The 22,068-nt window shown below is 62.3% G+C and carries 23 protein-coding genes; 17 read left to right on the plus strand and 6 right to left on the minus strand.

Annotation, left to right across the window (positions count from 1 at the left end; genetic code table 11):
- Positions 1 to 80: 80 nt before the first annotated feature.
- The 8 genes from NKI52_RS24145 to NKI52_RS24180 all read left to right on the plus strand — a co-directional run bounded on the left by NKI52_RS24145 (position 81) and on the right by NKI52_RS24180 (position 6,778).
- Positions 81 to 1,184: an NADH:flavin oxidoreductase/NADH oxidase gene (locus NKI52_RS24145; protein WP_352699951.1), complete on the plus strand. Its 1,104-nt coding sequence runs from the start codon at positions 81 to 83 to the stop codon at positions 1,182 to 1,184.
- Positions 1,185 to 1,293: 109 nt separating this feature from the next.
- Positions 1,294 to 1,611, plus strand: a complete 318-nt coding sequence (locus tag NKI52_RS24150; RefSeq protein ID WP_352458599.1) for an SH3 domain-containing protein — start codon at positions 1,294 to 1,296, stop codon at positions 1,609 to 1,611.
- Positions 1,612 to 1,673: 62 nt separating this feature from the next.
- Positions 1,674 to 1,967, plus strand: a complete 294-nt coding sequence (locus NKI52_RS24155; RefSeq protein WP_031211240.1) for a DUF982 domain-containing protein — start codon at positions 1,674 to 1,676, stop codon at positions 1,965 to 1,967.
- Between the two features lie 28 nt (positions 1,968 to 1,995).
- On the plus strand, positions 1,996 to 2,235 hold the full coding sequence (locus NKI52_RS24160; RefSeq protein ID WP_023674770.1) for a DUF2188 domain-containing protein: 240 nt from the start codon (positions 1,996 to 1,998) through the stop codon (positions 2,233 to 2,235).
- Positions 2,236 to 2,399: 164 nt separating this feature from the next.
- Entirely contained in the window at positions 2,400 to 3,485 is a 1,086-nt protein-coding gene (locus NKI52_RS24165) for an ABC transporter ATP-binding protein (RefSeq protein ID WP_023674769.1), read from the plus strand.
- 33 nt (positions 3,486 to 3,518) lie between these two features.
- Entirely contained in the window at positions 3,519 to 4,844 is a 1,326-nt protein-coding gene (locus NKI52_RS24170; protein WP_352699954.1) for an ABC transporter substrate-binding protein, read from the plus strand.
- A gap of 187 nt (positions 4,845 to 5,031) precedes the next feature.
- Positions 5,032 to 5,883, plus strand: a complete 852-nt coding sequence (locus tag NKI52_RS24175) for a carbohydrate ABC transporter permease (RefSeq protein WP_376705884.1) — start codon at positions 5,032 to 5,034, stop codon at positions 5,881 to 5,883.
- Between the two features lies 1 nt (position 5,884).
- Positions 5,885 to 6,778, plus strand: coding sequence for a carbohydrate ABC transporter permease (locus NKI52_RS24180; RefSeq protein ID WP_023674766.1), 894 nt, complete (start codon positions 5,885 to 5,887; stop codon positions 6,776 to 6,778).
- 185 nt (positions 6,779 to 6,963) lie between these two features.
- On the opposite strand, the gene NKI52_RS24185 is transcribed toward NKI52_RS24180, so the two are convergent.
- Positions 6,964 to 7,950: an alpha/beta fold hydrolase gene (locus tag NKI52_RS24185; protein ID WP_352699958.1), complete on the minus strand. Its 987-nt coding sequence runs from the start codon at positions 7,948 to 7,950 to the stop codon at positions 6,964 to 6,966.
- A 149-nt stretch (positions 7,951 to 8,099) separates the two neighbouring features.
- Between NKI52_RS24185 and NKI52_RS24190 the strand changes: the two genes are divergently transcribed.
- The 8 genes from NKI52_RS24190 (at position 8,100) to NKI52_RS24225 (ending at position 16,923) form a co-directional block, all read left to right on the plus strand.
- A complete protein-coding gene (locus tag NKI52_RS24190) occupies positions 8,100 to 8,849 on the plus strand; it encodes a competence/damage-inducible protein A (protein ID WP_352570874.1) in 750 nt (249 codons plus the stop codon).
- A gap of 78 nt (positions 8,850 to 8,927) precedes the next feature.
- The gene (locus NKI52_RS24195) at positions 8,928 to 9,761 is read left to right on the plus strand and encodes a universal stress protein (protein WP_352699960.1); all 834 of its coding nucleotides are present in this window, start codon (positions 8,928 to 8,930) and stop codon (positions 9,759 to 9,761) included.
- 128 nt (positions 9,762 to 9,889) lie between these two features.
- Entirely contained in the window at positions 9,890 to 10,390 is a 501-nt protein-coding gene (gene gpt, locus NKI52_RS24200) for a xanthine phosphoribosyltransferase (protein ID WP_023674762.1), read from the plus strand.
- A gap of 222 nt (positions 10,391 to 10,612) precedes the next feature.
- A complete protein-coding gene (locus NKI52_RS24205; RefSeq protein ID WP_352593801.1) occupies positions 10,613 to 11,101 on the plus strand; it encodes an NUDIX hydrolase in 489 nt (162 codons plus the stop codon).
- A gap of 647 nt (positions 11,102 to 11,748) precedes the next feature.
- A complete protein-coding gene (locus NKI52_RS24210) occupies positions 11,749 to 15,513 on the plus strand; it encodes a vitamin B12-dependent ribonucleotide reductase (protein WP_352699962.1) in 3,765 nt (1,254 codons plus the stop codon).
- A 15-nt stretch (positions 15,514 to 15,528) separates the two neighbouring features.
- Positions 15,529 to 16,152 (plus strand): hypothetical protein, encoded by a 624-nt coding sequence (locus NKI52_RS24215; RefSeq protein WP_352623611.1) that lies wholly within the window; start codon positions 15,529 to 15,531, stop codon positions 16,150 to 16,152.
- Positions 16,153 to 16,263: 111 nt separating this feature from the next.
- A complete protein-coding gene (locus tag NKI52_RS24220; protein ID WP_352623613.1) occupies positions 16,264 to 16,470 on the plus strand; it encodes a type II toxin-antitoxin system HicB family antitoxin in 207 nt (68 codons plus the stop codon).
- A gap of 72 nt (positions 16,471 to 16,542) precedes the next feature.
- Positions 16,543 to 16,923 carry a VOC family protein gene (locus tag NKI52_RS24225; RefSeq protein ID WP_352623614.1) on the plus strand — a complete coding sequence of 127 codons (381 nt, stop codon included), beginning with the start codon at positions 16,543 to 16,545 and terminating at the stop codon, positions 16,921 to 16,923.
- Positions 16,924 to 17,358: 435 nt separating this feature from the next.
- On the opposite strand, the gene NKI52_RS24230 is transcribed toward NKI52_RS24225, so the two are convergent.
- Positions 17,359 to 18,378, minus strand: a complete 1,020-nt coding sequence (locus NKI52_RS24230) for a GH25 family lysozyme (RefSeq protein WP_352623616.1) — start codon at positions 18,376 to 18,378, stop codon at positions 17,359 to 17,361.
- A gap of 252 nt (positions 18,379 to 18,630) precedes the next feature.
- Here NKI52_RS24230 and NKI52_RS24235 point away from each other — a divergent pair, with 252 nt between their 5' ends.
- Positions 18,631 to 19,545: a hypothetical protein gene (locus NKI52_RS24235; RefSeq protein WP_352467290.1), complete on the plus strand. Its 915-nt coding sequence runs from the start codon at positions 18,631 to 18,633 to the stop codon at positions 19,543 to 19,545.
- Positions 19,546 to 19,558: 13 nt separating this feature from the next.
- Here NKI52_RS24235 and NKI52_RS24240 read toward each other — a convergent pair whose 3' ends face one another.
- The 4 genes from NKI52_RS24240 to NKI52_RS24255 form a co-directional block, all read right to left on the minus strand.
- Positions 19,559 to 19,771, minus strand: a complete 213-nt coding sequence (locus NKI52_RS24240) for a hypothetical protein (RefSeq protein WP_023674755.1) — start codon at positions 19,769 to 19,771, stop codon at positions 19,559 to 19,561.
- A gap of 119 nt (positions 19,772 to 19,890) precedes the next feature.
- Positions 19,891 to 20,289 (minus strand): GFA family protein, encoded by a 399-nt coding sequence (locus NKI52_RS24245; RefSeq protein ID WP_352457758.1) that lies wholly within the window; start codon positions 20,287 to 20,289, stop codon positions 19,891 to 19,893.
- Between the two features lie 196 nt (positions 20,290 to 20,485).
- A complete protein-coding gene (locus NKI52_RS24250; protein WP_352467289.1) occupies positions 20,486 to 21,442 on the minus strand; it encodes an alpha/beta fold hydrolase in 957 nt (318 codons plus the stop codon).
- Positions 21,443 to 21,466: 24 nt separating this feature from the next.
- Positions 21,467 to 21,952, minus strand: a complete 486-nt coding sequence (locus tag NKI52_RS24255) for an SRPBCC family protein (RefSeq protein WP_352467288.1) — start codon at positions 21,950 to 21,952, stop codon at positions 21,467 to 21,469.
- Positions 21,953 to 22,068: the final 116 nt, after the last annotated feature.

A 22,068-nucleotide genomic window follows, 5' to 3' on the forward strand; every position in this document is an offset into this window, starting at 1 on the left:
AGAGCGCCGGTTCACCGTCTCGTGTCTGGCGCTGGCACAATCGGCTGCATAAATAGCGGCAACCCTTTCCGGAGTTTTTTATGACCTCATCGCTTTTCCAGCCGATCACCCTCGACGGCCTGACCTTCCCCAACCGCATCGCGGTCGCGCCGATGTGCCAGTATTCGGCCGAGGACGGCTCGGCCAGCGATTGGCACCTCTATCACTGGATGAACCTGGCGATGTCCGGCGCCGGCATGGTCACCGTCGAGATGACCGATGTCGAACGGCGCGGCCGCATCTCGCATGGCTGCCTCGGCCTTTACTCCGAGGACAACGAGGCGGCGGCGCGACGCACGCTGGATGCAGCCAAGCGTGTCGCCGCACCGGGCACCAAATTCGGCACGCAGCTTGCCCATGCCGGCCGCAAGGCCTCCAACCGGAAACCCTGGGAGGGCGGCGGCCCGCTGCACGCCGATCAGGCCCCGTGGCCGATCGTATCGGCCTCGGCCATCGCCTACGACACCGGCTGGCAGGTGCCGCGGGCGCTGGAGGACGACGAGATCCTGCAAATCATCGAACGCTTCGCAGAAGCCGCACGGCGGGCCGAGCGCGCCGGCTTCGACTTCATCGAGCTGCATGCCGCGCATGGCTATCTGATCTTCCAGTTCCTGTCGCCGCTCTCCAACCGGCGCACCGACCGCTGGGGCGGCTCACTGGAAAACCGCATGCGTTTCGCCGTCGAGATCGCCAAGGCGGTGAAGAAGGCGGTGCCCAGGCTGATGCTGGGCGCGCGTCTGTCGATCAAGGAATGGGTCGATGGCGGCTTCGAGGTCGAGGATGCGATCGAAGTGGCAAAAGCGCTGAAGGAAGCCGGCGTCGCCTATCTCTGCTGCTCGAGCGGCGGCAATTCACCGTTGCAGAAGCTGCCCTCCGGGCCCGGCTACCAGGTGCATCTGGCCGAAGCGGTGCGCAAGGCCGTCGGCATCCCGACGCGGGCCGTCGGTCTGATCGACGATCCGAAACAGGCCGAGGCGATCGTTGCCGACGGCCGCGCCGACATGGTGGCGCTGGCGCGCGCCTTCCTTGCCGATCCGCGCTGGGGCTGGCGCGCCGCGGCCACCTTCGGCGAAAAAATCCACCCGGCGCCGCAGCTTGCCCGCTCGGTGACGACGATGCAGCACTGGATGAAGGTGGCGACCTGACGGCGGGTTCTCACCTCACTGGGCGAGGCATCACAGCTTCGCTTTGATCCTCTGCCGGTGTAGGGTGGCCGGGGCCGCGGCTGGGCGCGGCGGGTTGGGGAGCAGAGACATGCCGTTCAGGGGGAATTCCATTGCGGCTGCTGCCGCGGTGTTGGCCGGGCTGTCGTTCGCCGCACCGACGCCGGCCGGGGCGCAATATTGCGAAGGCACGGTGCACGGCCTTTCCAGGCACTACAATCTGGCGACGGGAAGCGGCTTTCTCGCCGTTCGAGCCCGACCGAACTCGTCGTCGCGCATGATCGGGCAATTATTCAACGGCGACCAAACCGAGATCTTCGACCGCCGCGGAAGCTGGTACAAGGTCGATTTCGGCGGCCGCACCGGCTGGGCGAATGCACGCTGGCTGCGCAACGACTGCGGCTATTGAGCTATTTTCGCCTGAGCTAAAATAGCAGTTGCAACCAAATCGGCCGCTCCGCGTTGGCGGCGATGATGGACAGCAAGCCATTTGAAAAGCCGGTCGTGGTCGAACTCGGCCATGTCGGCAAATATCGGCAGATCCGCAGCGCCCAGGAGGCGGCGGAGTGCCTGATGACGGTCTGGCCACTCAATCGCGGGCCGCGTCATCGTGATGCCCTCGACACTTGCCTAAAAGTGCTGGAAGGTTATCGTTCGACGGCGGATGCGCGCCGGGCACTGATCGAAGCCGCCAGGGAATCGGACGTGCTGGTCACAGACGACAGGCTGCCAGACGACAGACTGGCCGACGATAGGCTGCATTGAGGCAACGGGCTTTCAACCGGAGGGTTTCATGGCGAAACTGACCTACAAGATCGTCGAGCATGACGGAGGCTGGGCCTACAAGGTTGGCTCGACATTCTCCGAAACATTCCCCACCCATCAGGACGCGTTGCGCGCCGCCGAGATCGCTTCGGCCGAACAGCAGGTCGCCGGCAATACCGACGGCATCCAGTACGAGGACGCCGACGGCAAATGGCACGACGAGCTCGCAGATGGCCGCGACCGGCCGCAGACGGAGGTTTCGGATTAGGGTGTGTCGATATCCAGGTGATGCCGGGCTGCTTTACAGGCCGGTTTGGTAGCGCTACCGTCTCACATCGCGCGTGACCGGGGAGGAGCCTGGGCGCTGTCGCGGTCCAGGCAGGAAAGCGGTTTCCTTCGAAGTCGTTGCGGGAATCAATCGGGAGGAGATCGATGGCGTCTGTCGCGATCGGCGATGTCTACAAATCATTTGGGACCGTCGAGGTCCTGCACGGGGTCAGCGTCGATATAGACGACGGCGAGTTCGTCACGCTGGTCGGTCCTTCGGGTTGCGGAAAGTCGACCCTTCTCAGGATGATCGCCGGCCTGGAAAAGATCTCGCGCGGCCAGATCGCGATCGGCAAACGTGTCGTCAATAACGTTGCGCCAAAGGAGCGCGACGTCGCCATGGTCTTCCAGAACTATGCGCTCTACCCGCATATGACGGTCGCCGAGAACATGGCGTTCTCGCTGATGCTCAAGGGCGTTCCCAAGACGGAGAGCGATGCCGGCGTGCGGCGCGCGGCCGAAATCCTGGGACTGGTGCCGCTGCTCGACCGCTATCCGCGCCAGCTTTCCGGCGGGCAGCGCCAGCGCGTTGCCATGGGCCGGGCGATCGTGCGCGATCCGCAGGTCTTCCTGTTCGACGAGCCGCTGTCCAATCTCGATGCCAAGCTCCGGGTGCAGATGCGCGCCGAGATCAAGGAACTGCACCAGCGCCTGAAGACGACGACGGTCTACGTCACCCACGACCAGATCGAGGCGATGACCATGGCCGACAAGATCGTCGTCATGCATGACGGCATCGTCGAGCAGATCGGGCCGCCGCTCGAGCTGTACGACCGGCCGAACAATCTTTTTGTCGCCAGCTTCATCGGCTCGCCCGCCATGAACATGCTCAGGGGCGAGATCGTAAGCGACGGCTCGCCGTCATTTCGCGGCGCCGGAGGGATTTCGGTCCCGTTGGCCTCTGCACTTTCCATCGGCAATGGTGAGCCGGTCGTGCTGGGGATACGGCCCGAGCATTTACGGCTGTCCGACCATCAGGGCATCCCGGTCACCGTCGTGGTGGTCGAGCCGACAGGGTCCGAAGTGCAGCTCATCGGCCGCACCGCCGGCGGCGAGGAGATCGTCGCAAACTTCCGGGAACGCCATTCCTTTACGCCGGGCGAAACCATCCGGCTTACGGCCGAGCCTGGCCTCATCCATCTCTTTCACGGCAAAACCGGACAGCGGTTCGAAACACCCATCGGGCAGTAGGACGGCAAGGACAATAAGCAGGAGGAAGCGAGCATGAAATTCACCAGACGCGACGTGATCCGCACCACCGCCGGCGTGGCGGCGGGAGCCTTGGGAACCCGGTTCATCGGCTCTCCCGCCTTTGCCCAGGAGGGATTGAAATACAAGCCCGAGGACGGCGCCAAGCTCAGGCTGCTGCGCTGGTCGCCCTTCGTGCAGGGCGACGAGGATCAATGGCTGGCCAATACCAAGCGCTTCACCGAAGCGACCGGTGTCGAGGTCCGCGTCGACAAGGAAAGCTGGGAGGACATCCGCCCCAAGGCGGCGGTCGCCGCCAATGTCGGCTCCGGTCCGGACCTGATGTTCGTCTGGTTCGACGACCCGCACCAATATCCCGACAAGCTGCACGACGTGACGGAACTGGGCGAATATCTCGGCTCGAAATATGGCGGCTGGCACGATGGACCGCACCAATATGCGACACGGCAAGGCAAATTCCTCGGCCTGCCGCTGGCGACAATCGGCAATGCCATCGTCTATCGCGAAAGCTGGGTGAAGGAGGCCGGCTTCTCCGAATTTCCGAAGGACACGGCAGGCTTGCTCGAGCTTTGCAAGGCATTGCAGGCAAAGGGGCACCCGGCCGGCTTCACGCATGGCCACGGCGTAGGCGACGGCAACAACTACGCCCACTGGCTGCTGTGGAGCCATGGCGGCCAGATGGTCGACGAGAGCGGCAAGGTGACGATCAATAGCCCCGAGACGCTCAAGGCGATCGAATACGCGCAGGAGCTCTACAAGACCTTCATTCCCGGTACCGAAAGCTGGCTCGACGTCAACAACAACCGCGCCTTCCTGGCCGGGCAATTGAGCGTCATCGCCAACGGCATTTCGGCCTACAACACCGCCAAGATCAACAAGGACAAGGATCCGAAGCTCACTGAGATAGCCAAGGACATCCGTACCACCAACCTGCCGATCGGCCCGGTCGGGAAATCCGTCGAGCTGTTCCAGGTGACCACGGCCGTGATCTTCGACTACACGCCCTACCCCAACGCCGCCAAGGCCTACCTGCAGTTCATGTTCGAGGATCCGCAAATGTCGCAGTGGATCACGTCGTCGGCAGGCTATTGCTGCCAGACGCTCAAAGCCTTCGACAACAACCCGGTATGGACGGCCGATCCGAACAATGCCGCCTATGCCAAGGCCTCGGCGACGCTGCGGCCCAACGGCTATGCCGGCCCGCTCGGCTACGCCTCGGCAGCGACCATGGCCGACTATGTGCTGGTCGACATGTTCGCCAAGGCGGTGACAGGCCAGGCGACGCCGCAAGAAGCGATGGAAGAAGCCGAGAAGCGCGCAAACCGCTACTATCGCGTTTGAGCCGGGTTCAGCCGGGCAGCCATGCTGCCCGGCTTCGAATCGCGCATGGCCGCCCGGCCGTTCAATGAGACCTTAGAGGAGCCGACCCATGGCCGTGACCTCCGCTGCCGCTCAGCCACGCCGGTCGGCGCTGTCGCGCATTCTGACGTTCGTGTCCGAAAGTCATAACGCGCTTGGCTTCGGCTTCATGCTGCCGGCGGCGGCGCTGCTACTGGTCTTCCTGACCTATCCGCTCGGGCTCGGCGTCTGGCTCGGCTTCACCGATGCCCGCATCGGCCGCCCCGGCATCTTCATCGGTATCGAGAACTACGAATATCTGTGGGATGACGCCGTCTTCTGGCTCTCCGTCTTCAACACCTTGCTCTACACGATCAGCGCCTCGATCCTGAAGTTTGCGCTCGGCCTGTGGCTGGCGCTTATCCTCAACCAGAACCTGCCGTTCAAGTCGTTCTTCCGCGCGATCGTCCTGCTGCCCTGGGTGGTGCCGACGGTGCTGTCGGCGATCGCCTTCTGGTGGATCTACGATTCGCAATTCTCGATCCTGTCCTGGGCGCTTATGGAAATGGGCCTGATCGACCATCGCATCAACTTCCTCGGCGATCCCGAGAATGCGCGGGCTTCGGTCATCGCCGCCAATGTCTGGCGCGGCATTCCTTTTGTGGCGATCACGCTGCTTGCCGGCCTGCAGACGATTCCGCAGTCGCTCTACGAGGCCGCCACGCTCGACGGCGCCAGCCGCTGGCAATTGTTCCGCTATGTGACGCTGCCGCTGCTGACGCCGATCATCGCCATCACCATGACGTTTTCGGTGCTGTTCACCTTCACCGATTTCCAGCTGATCTATGTGCTGACGCGCGGCGGGCCCGTGAACGCCACGCATCTGATGGCGACGCTGTCGTTCCAGCGCGGCATTTCCGGAGGCCAGCTTGGCGAAGGCGCCGCGATCGCAGTTGCCATGATCCCGTTCCTGCTGGCGGCGATCCTGTTCAGCTATTTTGGCCTGCAGCGTCGCAAATGGCAGCAGGGCGGCGGAGATTGACATGACCGCGATCGAAACGAGCAAACGCCCGGAACTCGACGAAGGCGGCATGGGCTACCTGCAGAGTTTGCCGCGCCGCGTGGTGACGGTCTACCTGCCGTTGCTGATCTTCGTCATCGTGCTGTTGTTTCCGTTCTACTGGATGACGATCACGGCGGTTAAGCCCAACCTCGAGATGACCGACTACGCCAATTTCAATCCGTTCTGGGTGGTGCATCCGACGCTCGAGCATATCCGCTACCTGCTCTTCGAGACGTCTTATCCGGGCTGGCTGCTCAACACGATCATCATCTCGACCGCCGCCACGTTCCTGTCGCTGCTGGCTGCGGTGTTCGCTGCCTATGCGATCGAACGCTTGAGGTTCTCCGGGGCGCGGCAGGTCGGCCTCGCGGTGTTCCTCGCCTATCTCGTGCCGCCCTCGATCCTGTTCATTCCGCTGTCTGTGATGGTGTTCAACCTTGGACTTTACGACACGCCGTTCGCGCTCATCCTCACCTATCCGACCTTCCTGATCCCGTTCTGCACATGGCTGCTGATGGGTTATTTCCGCTCGATCCCGTTCGAGCTGGAAGAATGCGCGCTGATCGACGGGGCGAGCCGTTGGCAGATCCTCACCAAGATCGTGCTGCCGCTATCGGTGCCGGGCCTGATTTCCGCCGGCATATTCGCATTCACGCTGTCATGGAACGAGTTCATCTACGCCTTGACCTTCATCCAGTCGTCCGAAAACAAGACTGTGCCGGTCGGCGTGCTCACCGAGCTGGTGCGCTCGGACGTCTATGAATGGGGGGCGCTGATGGCGGGAGCGCTGATCGGCTCGCTGCCGGTCGTGGTGCTCTATTCGTTCTTTGTCGAGCACTATGTTTCCTCGATGACCGGAGCCGTGAAGGAATAGCCAGCATCGTGATTGGGTTCGGAGGTATTCCCGGCGGCCGGAATGCCTGGGGTAGGCACACTGCCGGCCGAGGCTACGGCCGGTTATTTGCCGCAGTATTGATCGTTGACATTCGTGTTGGCGTTGGCGTCGGAGACAGGCTTGCACACCTTTGCGTGAGGAATGCGCGAGGTTACGGAAGGGTGTCAGCTGCCGGTGTCGGACTTCGGCGCAAATGCGCGGTCGGCAATGCGTTCGATGAAAGCGACGACCCGTTCCGGCTCAACGAATTGCGGCATATGGCCAAGCCCCTCGACCGGCTCGAAATCGAGCCCGCTGATCTTTTCCATCAGCGGCCAGGCATGGATATCGATGCCAAGCACGAAGTCGGAAGCACCAAACAGAATGCCGGCCGGCAAGGTGATCTCGCGATAGCGTTGCTCGATGCGGCCAAGGTCGTGCTCGATGGCCACGACATCGGTCGACGTTGCATAGAAATGGCTTGGCCTCAGCCCGCACCAGCCGCCGCCCTCGACCATATAGTCGGCCGGCGCCGTCTGCGGCGCGAAGATGAAGGCAAGCGTCGCTTCGGCATATTTGAGAGCCGCCGGGATCGCCACCGTATGAGCCATGATCCGGCGCCGCAGCGGCGACTTAATGTACAGCGGGCCGAACTTCTCGCGCGCGTCCGGCTCCAGATGGGTCAGCGGTGCCAGCAAGGCGATGCCGGAAATCGCCTCTGGATGCTCGATAGCCAGCATCAGCGCGATGGCGCCACCCAGCGAATGACCGACGACCAGCGGCTTTTTCAGCCCAAGCGCCTCGATAAAATGCCGCACGATCTCGGCCTGCTCGGGCAGCCGTCCGCTGGCGCCCCTGGCCCGCACCGAATAGCCGGAGCCCGGACGGTCGAGCGCGATCAGCCGATAGTTCGGGCCGAACCGTCCGAACAGCGTATGGCCGAATTGATGAAGCTGCGCGCCGAGGCCGTGCAGGAAGACGATCGGCCGCCCCTCGCCCGTCTCGACATAATGGATGCGGTTGCCGTCGATCTCGATGAATTTGCCACTGGCCGGCACCAGCCTTTCGGCCTTCGCCGCGATCCGCAGCGTCGCCAGCATCGTATAGGCTGCCACGACGAGCGCCAGCAGAAACAGCGCGCCGGGTAGCCATAGCAGAATCGATGCCGGCATGTCTTGCTCAGGGCTCCAAACCGGCACGCAGCATCACCCGCCGACGGGTGCACTGCAAGGGAGGTGGCACAGGTAGATCCGTTGTTTGGCGGCATTGCCGCCGGCCGTTTGCCGCGCTATCTCAGGCGACCCGTTTGCCGGAGCCAGTCATGACCGAAATCGTCACCGCCGCCATGCTCGTCATCGGCGACGAGATTCTGTCCGGCCGCACCAAGGACAAGAACATCGGCCACCTCGCCGACATCATGACGGCGATCGGCATCGACCTGAAGGAAGTGCGCATCGTTGCGGACGAGGAAGACGAGATCGTCGCTGCGGTGAATGCGCTGCGCACCCGCTATACTTATGTCTTCACCACCGGCGGCATCGGCCCGACGCATGACGACATCACCGCCGATTCGGTTGCCAAGGCCTTTGGCGTGCCATGCGAATACGACGCCAAGGCCTACGCCCTGCTGGAGGCAAGCTACGCCGCCCGCGGCATCGAATACACCGAAGCGCGCAAGCGCATGGCGCGGATGCCGCGCGGGGCAGACCACATCGATAATCCAGTGTCGGTTGCGCCGGGCTTTCGCATCGGCAACGTCCATGTCATGGCCGGCGTGCCGGCGATTTTCCAGGCGATGCTCGACAATGTCGTGCCGACATTGCGGGCCGGCACCAAAATGCTGTCGGCAACCGTGGAATGCCCGTTCGGCGAAGGCCTGATCGGCGGGCCGCTGGGCGACATCCAGAAGGCGCATCCGGACACGATCATCGGCTCCTACCCGAAATATGGCGATGGCAAATTCTGGACGGAACTGGTGGTGCGCGCCCGCAGCCAGCAGGCACTGGACTCCGCACGCGCCGACGTAGAGGCTATGGTGGCGGGCTTGATCAAGGCAAGCCGAGTGGGCTGATCGGCCGGCCTGACGGAACCAGCATCGCGCAGTGACGTTTGTCACGAGTGGGATCGCCGTAAGAAGTGAGGGACTGCCATGCGCTTCAAGACCATCGTCGCCATATTGCAGAATGAACAGGATGCCGAGCGCGTCCTCGACTGCGCGATCCCGCTGGCCGGCCGATTCCAGAGCCATCTTATCGGCATCCATGCCGAGGCGCTGCCCGTGCCCTACACCTCTGCCACCGGCTTTCCGGACACCGAGTTCCTGCAGGTTTCCGCCGATATGAACCGGGAGCGCGCCGAGAAGTTGCAGGCCGCCTTTCACAAGCGCATCGAGAATTCCGGCCTGTCGTTCGAGTGGCGCAGTCTCGAGAGTTTTTCCGGCGACAGTGCGCTGACCGGCATCTCGACCGTTCGCACCGCGGACCTGATCATCGCCGCGCAGCGCGAATCGGGCAGCGACCCGAGCGCCGACGTCGACACCCTGGTCTACGATGCCGGCCGGCCGGTGCTGGTGGTGCCGCATTCGGGTCCGCTGGTCACCAGCTTCAAGCATGTGCTGCTCGCCTGGAACGGCAGCAAGGAAGCCGCGCGCGCGGCCTTCGATGCCCTGCCCTTCATCATCGAGGCCGAAAAGACGGACATCGTCGTCATCGACCCGCCCGATACGCTCGACGAGGCGCCGGAAACAGCCGGCGCCGAGATCGCCGCCTCGCTGTCCAGGCATGGCGCGACCGTCAGCGTCTCGGTGCTGAGGTCCGGCGGCGCTTCCGTTGACGACATCATCCAGACCAGGGTCGCCGAGTCGGGTGCGGACCTGCTCGTGCTCGGCGCCTACAGCCATTCCTGGCTGCGCCAGCTGCTGTTCGGCGGGGTGACGCGAACGGTGCTGCGCACCGCCCCGGTGGCGGCTTTCCTGTCGCGGTAGGTTCACAGGGATAGCTGGCAGGACAATAGCTTTGCCGCGCCCTTGCCAAAGCCAAGCCTTTCCAGTTAATTCCGCGCGCATTCCATAGGTGTCTGCGCGCGATGCGCGCTTTACGGAGTGCGCGAAAGATGTCCCTGCCCGAAAAAGCCTTCCCGGTCTCCTGGGACCAGTTCCACCGCGATGCGCGCGCGCTCGCCTGGCGGCTTGCCGGCGCCAACAAGGGGCAATGGAAGGCGATCGTCTGCATCACGCGCGGCGGCCTGGTTCCGGCCGCCATCATTTCGCGCGAGCTTGGCATCCGCATCATCGAGACGGTCTGCGTCGCCTCCTACCACGATTATACCAGCCAGGGGCAATTGCAGGTGCTGAAGGAGGTCACGCCGGCGCTGCTCGCCGATGACGGGGCCGGCGTGCTGATCATCGACGACCTCACCGACACCGGCAAGACGGCGGGCATAGTGCGCGCGATGATGCCCAAGGCGCATTTCGCCACCGTCTATGCCAAGCCGAAAGGCAGGCCGATGGTTGACACTTTCGTCACCGAGGTCAGCCAGGACACCTGGATCTATTTCCCCTGGGACATGGGCTTCACCTACCAGAAGCCGATCGCCGACGACCACGCCGGCTGATTCGCGGCAACGCCGCTTGATGCACCGAGTCCGCCCAGGGGACCTCCGCACACCGATAAAGGCGTGGCGCGACGCTGCTGCAGTCGCGCCATTAGGCTGAGATCGGCGCAGATTGACGGAATCTGGCCGATCCGTGAAACATTTTTTACTTTCATTGCTTATAATTAGCCGTAAGATTCGTGAGACGGCAAATGATTCTGGAAGCTGGGGCAAGCTTCTCCGATGTTGACGAGGCCAACGACGCACGACCATAAGGCCGAAAGGGTCCGGCGACTCTTCGGCGCGGTGCCCTCCCGCCTGCAGGTTGCAGCGCTGCCCTGGCGCGATAGCGGCGACGGCGTCGAAATCATGCTGATTACCAGCCGCGATACCGGCCGTTGGGTGCTTCCCAAGGGCTGGCCGGAAGCGAAGGAGCCGCTTTGCGAAGCGGCGGCACGCGAAGCCGGCGAGGAGGCCGGCCTGAGCGGCACAATCTCGCATCACGAGGCCGGCCGCTATTTCTATGCCAAGCTGCTGGATTCCGGCGAGGAAGTGCCGTGCGAGGTGCTGGTCTTCCCGCTGCAGGTCGACAAGGTCGCCGACCGGTGGAAGGAAAAGCGGGCACGCACCCGCAAGTGGGTCAGCGCCGCCGAGGCTGTGCGCATGGTCAACGAACCCGACCTCAGCCAGATCATCGCCCATTTCTGCGCGGATCCGCATCGGTTCTCCTGAGTCTCAGTCGCGCATAGCCTATCGCTCAGGTGCTGTGGAACGTCGTTGCCGAAGCGCCTCCACCCAGAGCCGACCCTTCCTTGCGCTCCGCTTCTATCCCCGTTATCCACATGTGTGACACACAAGATGTGGGGGTCATAAAAGCTACGCAAACGAATCCTTGACGCCGCAAAACGAGTCGCCTTTTATAGGCCATGCGCTCCTGTTGAGAGTGCGACCGGAAAAGTTTCGAGGCCGGTCTTTTTCCCGGAATATGTGCGTTTTGAGCCGCATTCCCGCCTGTTTACGAGGCCGGCGAAGGCGTGGGATTTTGAAGCCTTGGGTGGCGAAAGGGGAGGATTGTCGGACTTGAATAAATTGTCTGTTAATACTATATTTAGTGTTTGCAGGTAGGTTCGACGCTAGATAATGTAAATTTCCCTCGATCGAGGGCGTTACAAAAAGTTTTCAGTTTTGAGGGACCCACAGGGTCCGTGAGCGCGTTGGACAGCGGCCTCGCGAGAGGTTTGACCGGCAGGGCGGCGGAGACTGTGAAGATGAGAGCCGGCGGGTTTCGAACGCCGGCAGACGGCGGACATGCGCGTTTCGTCAAGAGGGCAGAAATCCTCTGGGAAAAGCGCTATATGTAGACAAAAGGGACCGGACCAATGCGCATCGAGCGTCGTTTCACCAAGCCAGGGCAATCAGCTTACGCGGAGATCGAATTCCGCAAGGCGCTTTCCGAGATCAAGAATCCGGATGGCTCGGTGGTGTTCCGCTTGGACAACATCGACGTGCCGGCGCAGTTCTCCCAGGTTGCCGCCGATATCCTGGCGCAGAAATATTTCCGCAAGGCGGGTGTTCCCGCACGGCTGAAGAAGGTCGAAGAGACGCAAGTCCCCTCCTTCCTGTGGCGCTCCGTCGCCGACGAGGCTGAACTGGCCAAGCTGCCGGAAGCCGAGCGCTACGGTTCCGAGATCGACGCCCGCCAGGTCTTCGACCGGCTTGCCGGTACCTGGACCTATTGGGGCTGGAAGGGCGGCTACTTCAAGTCGGAGGAAGACGCGAGCGCCTTCCGCGACGAGCTCGCCTATATGCTGGCCACCCAGCGCGTCGCGCCGAACTCGCCGCAATGGTTCAACACCGGCCTGCACTGGGCCTATGGCATCGACGGTCCGAGCCAGGGCCATTTCTATGTCGACCCGTTCACCGGCAAGCTGACCAAGTCGAAGTCTTCCTACGAGCATCCGCAGCCGCATGCCTGCTTCATCCAGGGCGTGCAGGACGACCTCGTCAACGAGGGCGGCATCATGGACCTGTGGGTGCGTGAGGCGCGGCTGTTCAAATACGGCTCCGGCACCGGCTCCAACTTCTCGTTCCTGCGCGGCGAAGGCGAAAAGCTGTCGGGCGGCGGCCGCTCGTCGGGGCTGATGAGCTTCCTCAAGATCGGCGACCGCGCGGCGGGCGCCATCAAGTCGGGCGGCACCACGCGTCGCGCCGCGAAAATGGTCATCGTCGACGCTGATCATCCCGATATCGAGGAATTCATCGACTGGAAGGTCAATGAGGAGCAGAAGGTCGCCTCGCTGGTTACCGGCTCGAAGATCGTCAAGAAGCATCTCGAAGCGATCATGAAGGCCTGCATCAACTGCGAAGGCAATGGCGACGACTGCTTCGACCCGGCGGTCAACACCGCGCTGAAGCGCGAGATCAAGGCGGCCAAGAAGGACGCGGTGCCGGAGAACTACATCTACCGCGTCATCCAGTTCGCCAAGCAGGGCTACACCTCGATGTCGTTCAAGACCTACGACACCGACTGGGATTCGGACGCCTATCTCACCGTTTCCGGCCAGAATTCCAACAATTCGGTGTCGCTGAAGGACGATTTCCTGCGCGCCGTCGAGCAGGACGGCGACTGGCATCTCACCGCCCGCAAGGACGGCAAGGTGCTGAAGACGCTGAAGGCGCGCGATCTCTGGGAAAAGATCGGCTATGCCGCCTGGGCGTCGGCCGATCCGGGCCTGCATTTCAACACGACGATGAACGACTGGCACACCTGCGCCTCGGCCGGTGCGATCCGGGCGTCCAACCCGTGCTCGGAATACATGTTCCTCGACGACACCGCCTGCAACCTGGCGTCGATCAACCTTCTGCCCTACCGCAATGCCGACGGCACGATCGACATATCAGCCTACGAGCACACGGTGCGGCTGTGGACCATGGTGCTGGAAATCTCGGTGATGATGGCGCAGTTCCCGTCGAAGGAGATCGCCAAGCTTTCCTACGAGTACCGCACGCTCGGCCTCGGCTACGCCAATATTGGCGGCCTGCTGATGACCTCGGGCATTCCCTATGATTCCGACGAGGGCCGCGCCATCTGCGCCGCCCTCACCGCGATCATGACCGGCACGGCCTATGCCACTTCGGCCGAAATGGCCGCCGAGCTCGGCGCCTTCCCCGATTATGACCGCAATGCGCAGAACATGCTGCGCGTCATGCGCAACCACCGCCGCGCGGCCTATGGCGAAAGGGACGGCTACGAGAAGCTAGCCGTCAACCCGGTGCCGCTGGTCGCCTCCGATCTCAGGCAGCAGGAGCTTGCCGACCATGCCAAGGCCGCCTGGGACCGCGCCATCGAGCTCGGCGAGGAGCATGGCTACCGCAACGCGCAGGCAACGGTGATCGCGCCGACCGGCACGATCGGCCTGGTGATGGATTGCGACACCACCGGCATCGAGCCCGACTTCGCGCTGGTAAAATTCAAGAAGCTCGCCGGCGGCGGCTATTTCAAGATCATCAACCGCGCGGTGCCCGAAGCGCTGCGCACGCTCGGCTATTCCGAGGCCCAGATCGCCGAGATCGAGGCCTATGCCGTCGGCCACGGCAATCTCAACCAGGCGCCGGGCATCAACCCCGGCTCGCTCAAGGCAAAAGGCTTTACCGACGAAAAGATCGCAGCACTCAATGCCGCGCTGAAGTCGGCCTTCGACATCAAATTCGTCTTCAACCAGTGGACGCTGGGCGCTGACTGGGTGAAGGAGACGTTCGGCTTCACCGACGAGCAGCTCAATGATTTCTCGTTCGAGATGCTGCCGGCGCTGGGCTTTTCGAAGAAGGACATCGAGGCCGCCAACATCCATGTCTGCGGGGCGATGACGCTGGAAGGCGCGCCGTTCCTGAAGGCCGAACACCTGCCGGTGTTCGACTGCGCCAGCCCGTGCGGCAAGATCGGCAAGCGTTCGCTGTCGATCAACAGCCACATCATGATGATGGCGGCGGCGCAGCCCTTCATCTCCGGCGCCATCTCCAAGACCATCAACATGCCGAACGACGCGACGGTGGAAGACGCCAAGGGCGCCTACATGCTGTCGTGGAAGCTGGCGCTGAAGGCCAACGCGCTCTATCGCGACGGCTCGAAGCTGTCGCAGCCGCTCAACGCCTCGTTGCTTGCCGACGTCGAAGACGACGAGGACGAAGCCATCGAGCAGCTGATCGCGGCGCCGGCCGCACAGCGCGCCGTGCAGGTGACCGAGAAGATCGTCGAGCGCGTCGTCGAGCGTCTCTACCGCGACCGCGAGAAACTGCCGAACCGCCGCAAGGGCTATACCCAGAAGGCGGTCGTCGGCGGCCACAAGGTCTATCTGCGCACTGGCGAGTTTGATGACGGCCGTATCGGCGAGATCTTCATCGACATGCACAAGGAAGGTGCCGCCTTCCGGGCGATGATGAACAACTTCGCTATCGCCATCTCGCTCGGCCTGCAATATGGCGTGCCGCTCGACGAATATGTCGAGGCCTTCACCTTCACCAAGTTCGAGCCGGCCGGCATGGTGCAGGGCAACGACGCCATCAAGAACGCCACGTCGATCCTCGACTACGTGTTCCGCGAACTGGCTGTCTCCTATCTCGGCCGCCACGATCTCGCCCATGTCGACCAGTCGGATTTCGACAAGACGGCACTCGGACGCGGCATCAATGAAGGCAAGGCGACGCCCTTCTCCAAGGGCCTGACCCGCGGCGCCTCGCCGGTCAAGCTGGTGTCGGGCATGGGCGCCGAGCCGAAAGGCTTTGCGGGTTCCGGTTCCGGAACTCCAGCCCGTACCGCCCCGACCGCTTTCTCCGGCTCCAATGTGCTGACGCTGAAGCCCGCCAGCGACGAAGCCATCGCCTACAAGCGCGACTACGAGGAGCGCGCCAGGGAACTGGTCGAGGACATCGTCTACGCGGAAGCCTCCGACCCGACGGAGCTGTTCACCGACGAGGCCGCGAAAGAAGCAGCCGAAGCCAAAGCGCTCGCCGCCAACCGGCGCCAGCAATCATTGATGCAGGGCTACACCGGCAACGAATGCTCGGAATGCCATAACTTCACGATGGTGCGGAACGGCACTTGCGAGAAGTGCGATACTTGCGGGGCGACGAGCGGGTGTAGCTGAGCGCTCACATCTTCGATGGCCGACTGGCGTAGACAATTGAAGGGGGCGTTTGCCTTTGACAGCGCCCCTTTCGCCGTACACCCAAACGACGAACGCCGAGCACTTACTGCCATTTCAAACGCGATCCGTTCAGGCGCGTCGAAAATAGAAATAGAACGCGAGATCGAAAAGTATTTTCAAGATAGAACAACTGGCCAAGAGTTTATCTTGTATCAAATTTACCTGTTTCGTTCCTACTTTAATCGCCAATACTCAATAATAAAAAATTGCTGGATCCTATCTAAGACCTCCACAAATGGAGTCGAATTCATAACGATCTTCTCAGGACGCACCTCGATTGACACCATTCTTTACCACTGTATGCATATCTATGCATCGCGCGAGTACAATCAGGCCACCCAGCTAATGCGCGCGAAGAAGAAAAGTTGGCCGGTATTTCGCATCCAATTCCATCAGTTCGAGAGCGGCTCTCTTTGGGAAGGCAGGGCGTCTATCGGCGAGTCACCAGACTACCTTCTAGAACGAGCAGATGCGACGCTTTCAAAGGGGCTAGATCCGACTTCCTCGATAACGTGGCGCCCGAAGCTGATCCCGAAGGACCCCGGCGAAACCTGGCATGGGATGCGCTACCCGAGCTAACGACGCCAAGATAGCCGCCCAATTGCTTCTGCCAGCAATTGCCGTCTATCGCGTCAATGCCGCCAGCCCCTTCGTCGCCGTGGCCGGCAGTCCGCCTAAAGGAGCGATGACATGCGTTACGCGGTGGTGATTGAAAAAGCCGGAAACAATTTTTCCGCTTATGTGCCGGATCTGCCCGGCTGCATCGCCACCGCTGCGACGGTGCCTGAGGTTGAGGTCGAAATTCGCGACGCAATACGCTTTCATATCGAAGGCTTGCGCGCCGATGGGCTGGATGTGCCCAAGGCTGTTAGTCTGGCGGAATATGTAGAGGCATAGAGCCGGGCAAAATGTGGTGCTGCAGGGTTGCGGCGTCCCGCTTCGAGTGTCAGAGTCCCGCGATGGTGCGGAATGATTGATCACATAACGGTTGCAGTGAGCGATCTGCAGAAGAGCAAACTCTTCTACGAAAGAGCTTTTGGACCTTTGGGATATCGCCTTTCCTTTGGTAAGCAGGGGGTGTTTTGGGCTTTTGATGTCGGCAGCGGCAGCTTGTTCGAGATTCAACATTCGGACAGCAAACCACCGCTGACCCGTGTGCACGTCGCTTTCCGGGTAAATGGCAGGGCAGCGGTTGACGCGTTCTATCGAGCTGCCCTCGACGCAGGTGGCGCAGACAATGGTGTACCCGGCCCGCGTCCGGAATATGCAGAGAATTACTATGCCTGTTTTGTACTTGATCCCGATGGCTACAACATTGAAGCCATGCTCAATGAGCCAGTGACGGAATGACGAGGGGCAATCCTCTCGTCGTCATCCTAGGGCGGAGCAGGAGCGAAGTGACGTCGCGGAGACCCTAGGATCCATGCCGTGCCTTCCGAGCAGCGCGGCAGTGCAGAAGGTGCGAAACGCCGGCGGGACAGCGCCCTGCCGGGCATTTCCCCCAGAGAGACCGGCTTCGCCAATCTTCGACGTCGTGAAAGGGCGCTGCCAATCTCGTGGATGGGAGCGAGGAGCGGAAGCCATTGCTTGGCTTTCCGAGCGACGAATGTCCGGCAGAGCAGAGGAGGCACCGGCACTCGTTCTGCATCGCTGCATTCTTAGGCGACCATCACGGCATGGATCCTAGGGTCTCCGCGACGTCGCTTCGCTCCTGCTCCGCCCTAGGATGACGACCGCGGAGAGGCTTCGGCTAAATCACCAAAGCTGGAATAGGCGCGACCGCCCTCATTCCGCCTCGGCCACCATCTGCCGTCCGCCAGTCCAGTCGCGCCAGGCGCGCTCATCGCCACGGAACACGTTGAGGTCGATGCGGCCCCTCACCCCGTGCGACAGGCCGGAGCCGGAATATTGCCAGAACAGCCATTTGCGCCCGGGATAGACCTTTGACGGGTGGGCGGCCACGGCGCGCAGCCAGAACGGGTAATCCAAAAATGCGCCGCGCAGGTTGTCACGGTAAAAGTCAGGCGCGGTGTAGATGATCGGGCGCTGGCCGTAGTAGCGCTCGAGCTTGTCCATGAACACCTGCATCTTCTCCAGCACCTTTTGCCGCGATGGGCGGCGCTTGCAGCTGGAGTCGCCGTTCCACTCGACGTCGATCACCGGCGGCAGCGCACCCTCGACCCTCGGCACGTTGCGGATGAACCAGTCGGCCTGCTCGCCGGCGGTCCGGCACCAGTAGAAGAAATGATAGGCGCCGCGTTTCAGGCCGGCGGCATCGGCACTGCGCCAGTTCCTGGTAAACATCGGGTCGAGATGATCGCCCCCGTCAGTCGCCTTGATGTAGGCGAAATTGGCGCCCTGGGCACGCAGCTTTCCCCAGTTCACATTGCCCTGCCAGCGCGAGACGTCGACGCCGTGGACGGCGAGACGCCTCGGCGAGGATGCCTTGCCGAAATTGATCGGCTTGGCATCGCGAAAACCATAGCGCGTGACCGGCTCGGCAAGCATTGCTGGCGCTGCGCGTGTCAGCCGCCTCGGCGGCGATACCAGCGCGATCACCTCGGCCGGCGGCTCGACGCTTTGGTCGGGCTCCGCCATGGCGACCGGCTGTTCGTCCTGCTCCTGTTCCGCGAAGGCGGGCGCAGCATCAGTTTTCGCAGCAGATGCCACCGGCGCGGGCGGCCGCACAACCGAGCTGGTCGTCTCGCTGGACGGCACTTGCAGCGCATCGACGCCGGATGTCGATGTGCAGCCGGCAAGGCACAGCGCTGCGATCGAAAAGATGACGACGCCTGATAACCGCATCTGGACCTGTACGCAAAACACAACAGACCGAAGGCAGGACAACGCCGCCGGACAAACCAAGCTGGATTCCTAACAAGAAACTACCAACAAAGTTTGAATCGAATTGTTAGGGCTTTGCAGCGAGACGTTGGCCGGGCGGAGGTGTGCTATCCCTCCAATGTTCGCCCACGTCGCTGCCTCGGCTTGACAACGCACGGCATGAGATTAGTCTCCACTAATCTTACAGTGTAAGTTCATACTTGGGAGGAAGTCATGCAGCCCGCCGCCCTGTCGGAATTGCAGCCCGCAATCCCGCCGGAGCCACGCTCGCCCGCCATCGGCGTCGACGAGATACCTCGCAACCTCAGTCGCGCCATCGAACGCGCCGAGGTCAATGCGTGGCTCGACCTCTATCGCGCCGCGCCGTCAGACTTTGCCGCAAGGCAAGGCCTTGCCATCGCCGAAGATGGCGATCTCGTCTGGACCACCTGCACGACGATCCCGTTCATCCATTTCAACTGTGTCAAAAATTTCGGCGTCGAGAGCGCGGCCACCGAGAGCCGGCTCGACGCGCTTCTGGCGCATTATCGCGACGCCGGCATTCTGCGGCCCTGGTTCTACACCAACCCACACACCGAGCCCGCGACGCTCAGCTGCTGGCTCGAGGCGCGCGGCCTGCAACGTCAGGGCGGCTGGGAACGCATCTTTCGCGACGCCACGCCATTGCCCGCTGAGCCGCTTTTCCCGACGGAGGATGTCTCGGTCGAGCGGGTGACGCCGGCAACGGCAAGGGAATGGGCTGGGTTCATCGACAGCCAATATCGGTTGCCGACCTCACCGTGGTTGCTGGCGCTGGCCGGCCGACGCGGCTGGCATCATTACATGCTGCGGCGGGAAGACGCGGTGGTGGCGGTGCGCTCGATGTTCATCGGCGCCGACGGCATGGCCTGGAGCGGCATCGACGCGCCGGTGCCCGGCATCATGGCGCCGAGCTTCGACCTCGATGCAATGCTCGGCGAAGCGATGGTGCGCGACGGACTTGCGGCCGGTGCAAAACTGTTCGTGGCCGATATCGAGGCGCCGCGAGCCGAACGTGACGGGCCAGCCTACCGCAACTATGCACGCCTCGGCTTCAAGCTTGCCTATTTCCGCAGCCATTACAGCTATTTGCCGGCAAATTCCGGCTGACCGCTTCAAGACCCTAGCTGCACAACCACAGCTTGTGACAGGTCGTGGCCATCAGGTGGGCCGGCGGTACAAAGCGATCGTTGACCGGCGCATCATCGTCTACCCGGCGGACCTTTTCTTCGAGCAACGTGCGAAGTTGTGCCGGTTGCACGCGGTCGCGCTCCATTACCAGCTTGATCATCGGATCGCTCAAGAGTTCATCCAGGGTGTTGATGCTGTCGTTCATCCGTCGCCTCCTCGACTGCCTGCCCGCACGCCGATAGATAGGCAGCAATGATGGCCCGCCAATGACGCTTTGCCGGCTATCTCGTGTCGCTTCGGATTAAATTTTGTCCAGATTCCACCTCAAGCCGGAGGTGGCGCGCCTTCAAACTGCGGCAGGCCGTCGTCGATCTGCACCCAGGGCTGCTTCGAGGCGGTCCAGATATGCATCTCAGGCCTGAACAACGAGGGATCATCGAGCGAGCCGGTGGTGATGCCGATAATGCCGGCGGAATCGCGCCGGGAAAACATCGTCGTGCCGCAGCGCGGGCAAAAGCCGCGCTTGAGATCGGGCGAGGAATTCACCGTCGCCAGCGGTCCGTCGACCGTCACATCATCGATGCGGAACAGCACGCGCGCGTTGAAGGCGGCACCCAACGCCTTCTGGCACAACCGGCAATGGCAGACGCGCTCATTGATCGGTGCCGCCTCGGCGCGGTAGCGCACCGCGCCGCACAAACACCCGCCCTGATATCTTGCCATCACCCGCGTCCCTGCCCTGTGAGGATAGGCGGCATACCTATCGATAGGCGTGGCAGCGTCAATTGAAAAGCTTTGATGGCGCCATCTATAGCTGTGATGCGGCCAATACACGATTGGCCGATGCGCCGGGCCAAGGCCCCATGGGCGAAATGCCGGCCATCTCGCGGAAGACGGCCGGCAGACAATTGACTGGGCGTCAGTTCGTTTCGTTGACGACCTCGTCCCAGGTCTTGACCTTGGTCTGGCCATTGAGGAACGGCAGCGCGGCAGCTGTCAGTTCCGGCGCGAAGAACACATCGTAGTGGGTGCGGTTCGGCACGATCGCCAGGCGGTTCTGCGACAGGTTCTCGCGCATCCAGCCGGCGTCCTTCAATCCGCCGCCGAGCATCTGGAAGAATTTGATCTCGTGCTCGGGCCGGTACATATCGCTGTCGCCGAACACCAGCATCACCGGCATTTTCAGCTTCGGCACGTCGGCGGAATAATCGTAGTCCTTGCGCATATAGGCGCCAAGTTGATCGAGCAGTTTCGGAAAATCCTCCGGATGCGGCGCAACCGCGACGTAGGATTTGTACATCGGCGTGTCCTTCATCATGTCGGCCATCGCCGCGCCGACCTGTGCCTGCTGGCCACGCATCTCGGCATAGAAGCCGTCCGCGGCATAGCCGGTCGAGACCAGCACCAGGCGGCGCACCGCTTCAGGCTGCTGGACGGCCATGCGGAAGGCGACGCCGCCACCCAGCGAATAACCCATGACGTCGACCTTGTCGTAGCCGAGTGCCTTGACGATCGCCGCCATGTCGTCGCCCATCGCCTCCAGGCTGAGCGGCCGGTCGCCGAGTGCGGTGCGGCCATGGCCCTGCAGGTCAACGCCGATGACGGTGCGGTCTTCGGCAAGTTTTGGCAGGATCGGCGCGAACATGTCGGTCGTGCCGAGGCCGCCATGCAGCAGAAGCAGCGGCTCGCCCTTGCCGTAGACGGCGTAATAATAGTTCAGGCCGTTGATCGGCAGCAGGCCGGATTTTTCCGGCGTCGGCAGTGTTGCGGTTGCGGTCGTCATGGCGGGCTTGGCCTCCTCTGCGTTGATGGTGCCCGGCGCGGCAAACAGCGCGGCGGCCGAGGCGAAAATGGCGAAAAATACCGATCTGGACACGTCAGTCTCCCTCTCCCGTTTGCATCAAAGTCGCTGTGCGACCTCCTCGAGCTGTTCGGCGCACTGGCCCCAGCCGTCGTGAAAACCCATTTTCTCGTGCTGTTCGCGGTCGGCGACCGACCAATGCGCGACGCGGGCAATGTAACGGGTCTTGCCCTCGCCCTCGTCCTCGAAGGTCAGCATGACCGTCATGAACGGCTTTTCGGACGGCTCCCACGCCTTCGTATAGGCATCGGTGAAGACGAGCTTTTTGCCCGGTACGACTTCGAGGAAGATGCCTGGATTCGGGAACTCCTTGCCGTCGGGATCGGCCATGACGACAAGGGTGGAGCCACCGGTCCGCACATCCATTTCGGCGTGCGGCGTCGTCCACGGCTTCGGCGAGAACCATTGCGTCAACAGCTTTGGCTCGGTCCAGCAGCGATAGACGTTCTCGTGCGGCGCATCGATGATGCGGGCGAGAACCAGCTCGCGATCGGAGTTGGGGGCGATGTCGAGCTTGGTGGTCATGGATGTTTCCTCACACGTCGGTTTTGGCTTCCGTGTCTAGGACGAACCGACAAGACGCAAGCCGACACGGTCCGCGAAAAAATCCGCGGGACAGGAGATTCGAACGACGGAAATAA

Origin of the sequence: Mesorhizobium sp. M0590 (assembly GCF_040320905.1) — a bacterium.
Lineage (GTDB): Bacteria > Pseudomonadota > Alphaproteobacteria > Rhizobiales > Rhizobiaceae > Mesorhizobium.

Excerpts from the sequence above, each read along its gene's own strand:
- NKI52_RS24255 (WP_352467288.1), bottom strand. The coding sequence starts at position 21,952 with ATGACCACCAAGCTCGACATCGCCCCCAACTCCGATCGCGAGCTGGTT.
- NKI52_RS24240 (WP_023674755.1), bottom strand. The coding sequence starts at position 19,771 with ATGAACGACAGCATCAACACCCTGGATGAACTCTTGAGCGATCCGATG.
- NKI52_RS24165 (WP_023674769.1), top strand. The coding sequence starts at position 2,400 with ATGGCGTCTGTCGCGATCGGCGATGTCTACAAATCATTTGGGACCGTC.
- NKI52_RS24150 (WP_352458599.1), top strand. The coding sequence starts at position 1,294 with ATGCCGTTCAGGGGGAATTCCATTGCGGCTGCTGCCGCGGTGTTGGCC.
- NKI52_RS24245 (WP_352457758.1), bottom strand. The coding sequence starts at position 20,289 with ATGGCAAGATATCAGGGCGGGTGTTTGTGCGGCGCGGTGCGCTACCGC.
- NKI52_RS24230 (WP_352623616.1), bottom strand. The coding sequence starts at position 18,378 with ATGCGGTTATCAGGCGTCGTCATCTTTTCGATCGCAGCGCTGTGCCTT.
- NKI52_RS24160 (WP_023674770.1), top strand. The coding sequence starts at position 1,996 with ATGGCGAAACTGACCTACAAGATCGTCGAGCATGACGGAGGCTGGGCC.
- NKI52_RS24190 (WP_352570874.1), top strand. The coding sequence starts at position 8,100 with ATGACCGAAATCGTCACCGCCGCCATGCTCGTCATCGGCGACGAGATT.
- NKI52_RS24215 (WP_352623611.1), top strand. The coding sequence starts at position 15,529 with ATGGCCGACTGGCGTAGACAATTGAAGGGGGCGTTTGCCTTTGACAGC.
- NKI52_RS24225 (WP_352623614.1), top strand. The coding sequence starts at position 16,543 with ATGATTGATCACATAACGGTTGCAGTGAGCGATCTGCAGAAGAGCAAA.
- NKI52_RS24155 (WP_031211240.1), top strand. The coding sequence starts at position 1,674 with ATGATGGACAGCAAGCCATTTGAAAAGCCGGTCGTGGTCGAACTCGGC.
- NKI52_RS24180 (WP_023674766.1), top strand. The coding sequence starts at position 5,885 with ATGACCGCGATCGAAACGAGCAAACGCCCGGAACTCGACGAAGGCGGC.
- NKI52_RS24205 (WP_352593801.1), top strand. The coding sequence starts at position 10,613 with ATGTTGACGAGGCCAACGACGCACGACCATAAGGCCGAAAGGGTCCGG.
- NKI52_RS24170 (WP_352699954.1), top strand. The coding sequence starts at position 3,519 with ATGAAATTCACCAGACGCGACGTGATCCGCACCACCGCCGGCGTGGCG.
- NKI52_RS24220 (WP_352623613.1), top strand. The coding sequence starts at position 16,264 with ATGCGTTACGCGGTGGTGATTGAAAAAGCCGGAAACAATTTTTCCGCT.
- NKI52_RS24210 (WP_352699962.1), top strand. The coding sequence starts at position 11,749 with ATGCGCATCGAGCGTCGTTTCACCAAGCCAGGGCAATCAGCTTACGCG.
- NKI52_RS24145 (WP_352699951.1), top strand. The coding sequence starts at position 81 with ATGACCTCATCGCTTTTCCAGCCGATCACCCTCGACGGCCTGACCTTC.
- gpt (WP_023674762.1), top strand. The coding sequence starts at position 9,890 with ATGTCCCTGCCCGAAAAAGCCTTCCCGGTCTCCTGGGACCAGTTCCAC.
- NKI52_RS24175 (WP_376705884.1), top strand. The coding sequence starts at position 5,032 with ATGCTGCCGGCGGCGGCGCTGCTACTGGTCTTCCTGACCTATCCGCTC.
- NKI52_RS24185 (WP_352699958.1), bottom strand. The coding sequence starts at position 7,950 with ATGCCGGCATCGATTCTGCTATGGCTACCCGGCGCGCTGTTTCTGCTG.
- NKI52_RS24195 (WP_352699960.1), top strand. The coding sequence starts at position 8,928 with ATGCGCTTCAAGACCATCGTCGCCATATTGCAGAATGAACAGGATGCC.
- NKI52_RS24235 (WP_352467290.1), top strand. The coding sequence starts at position 18,631 with ATGCAGCCCGCCGCCCTGTCGGAATTGCAGCCCGCAATCCCGCCGGAG.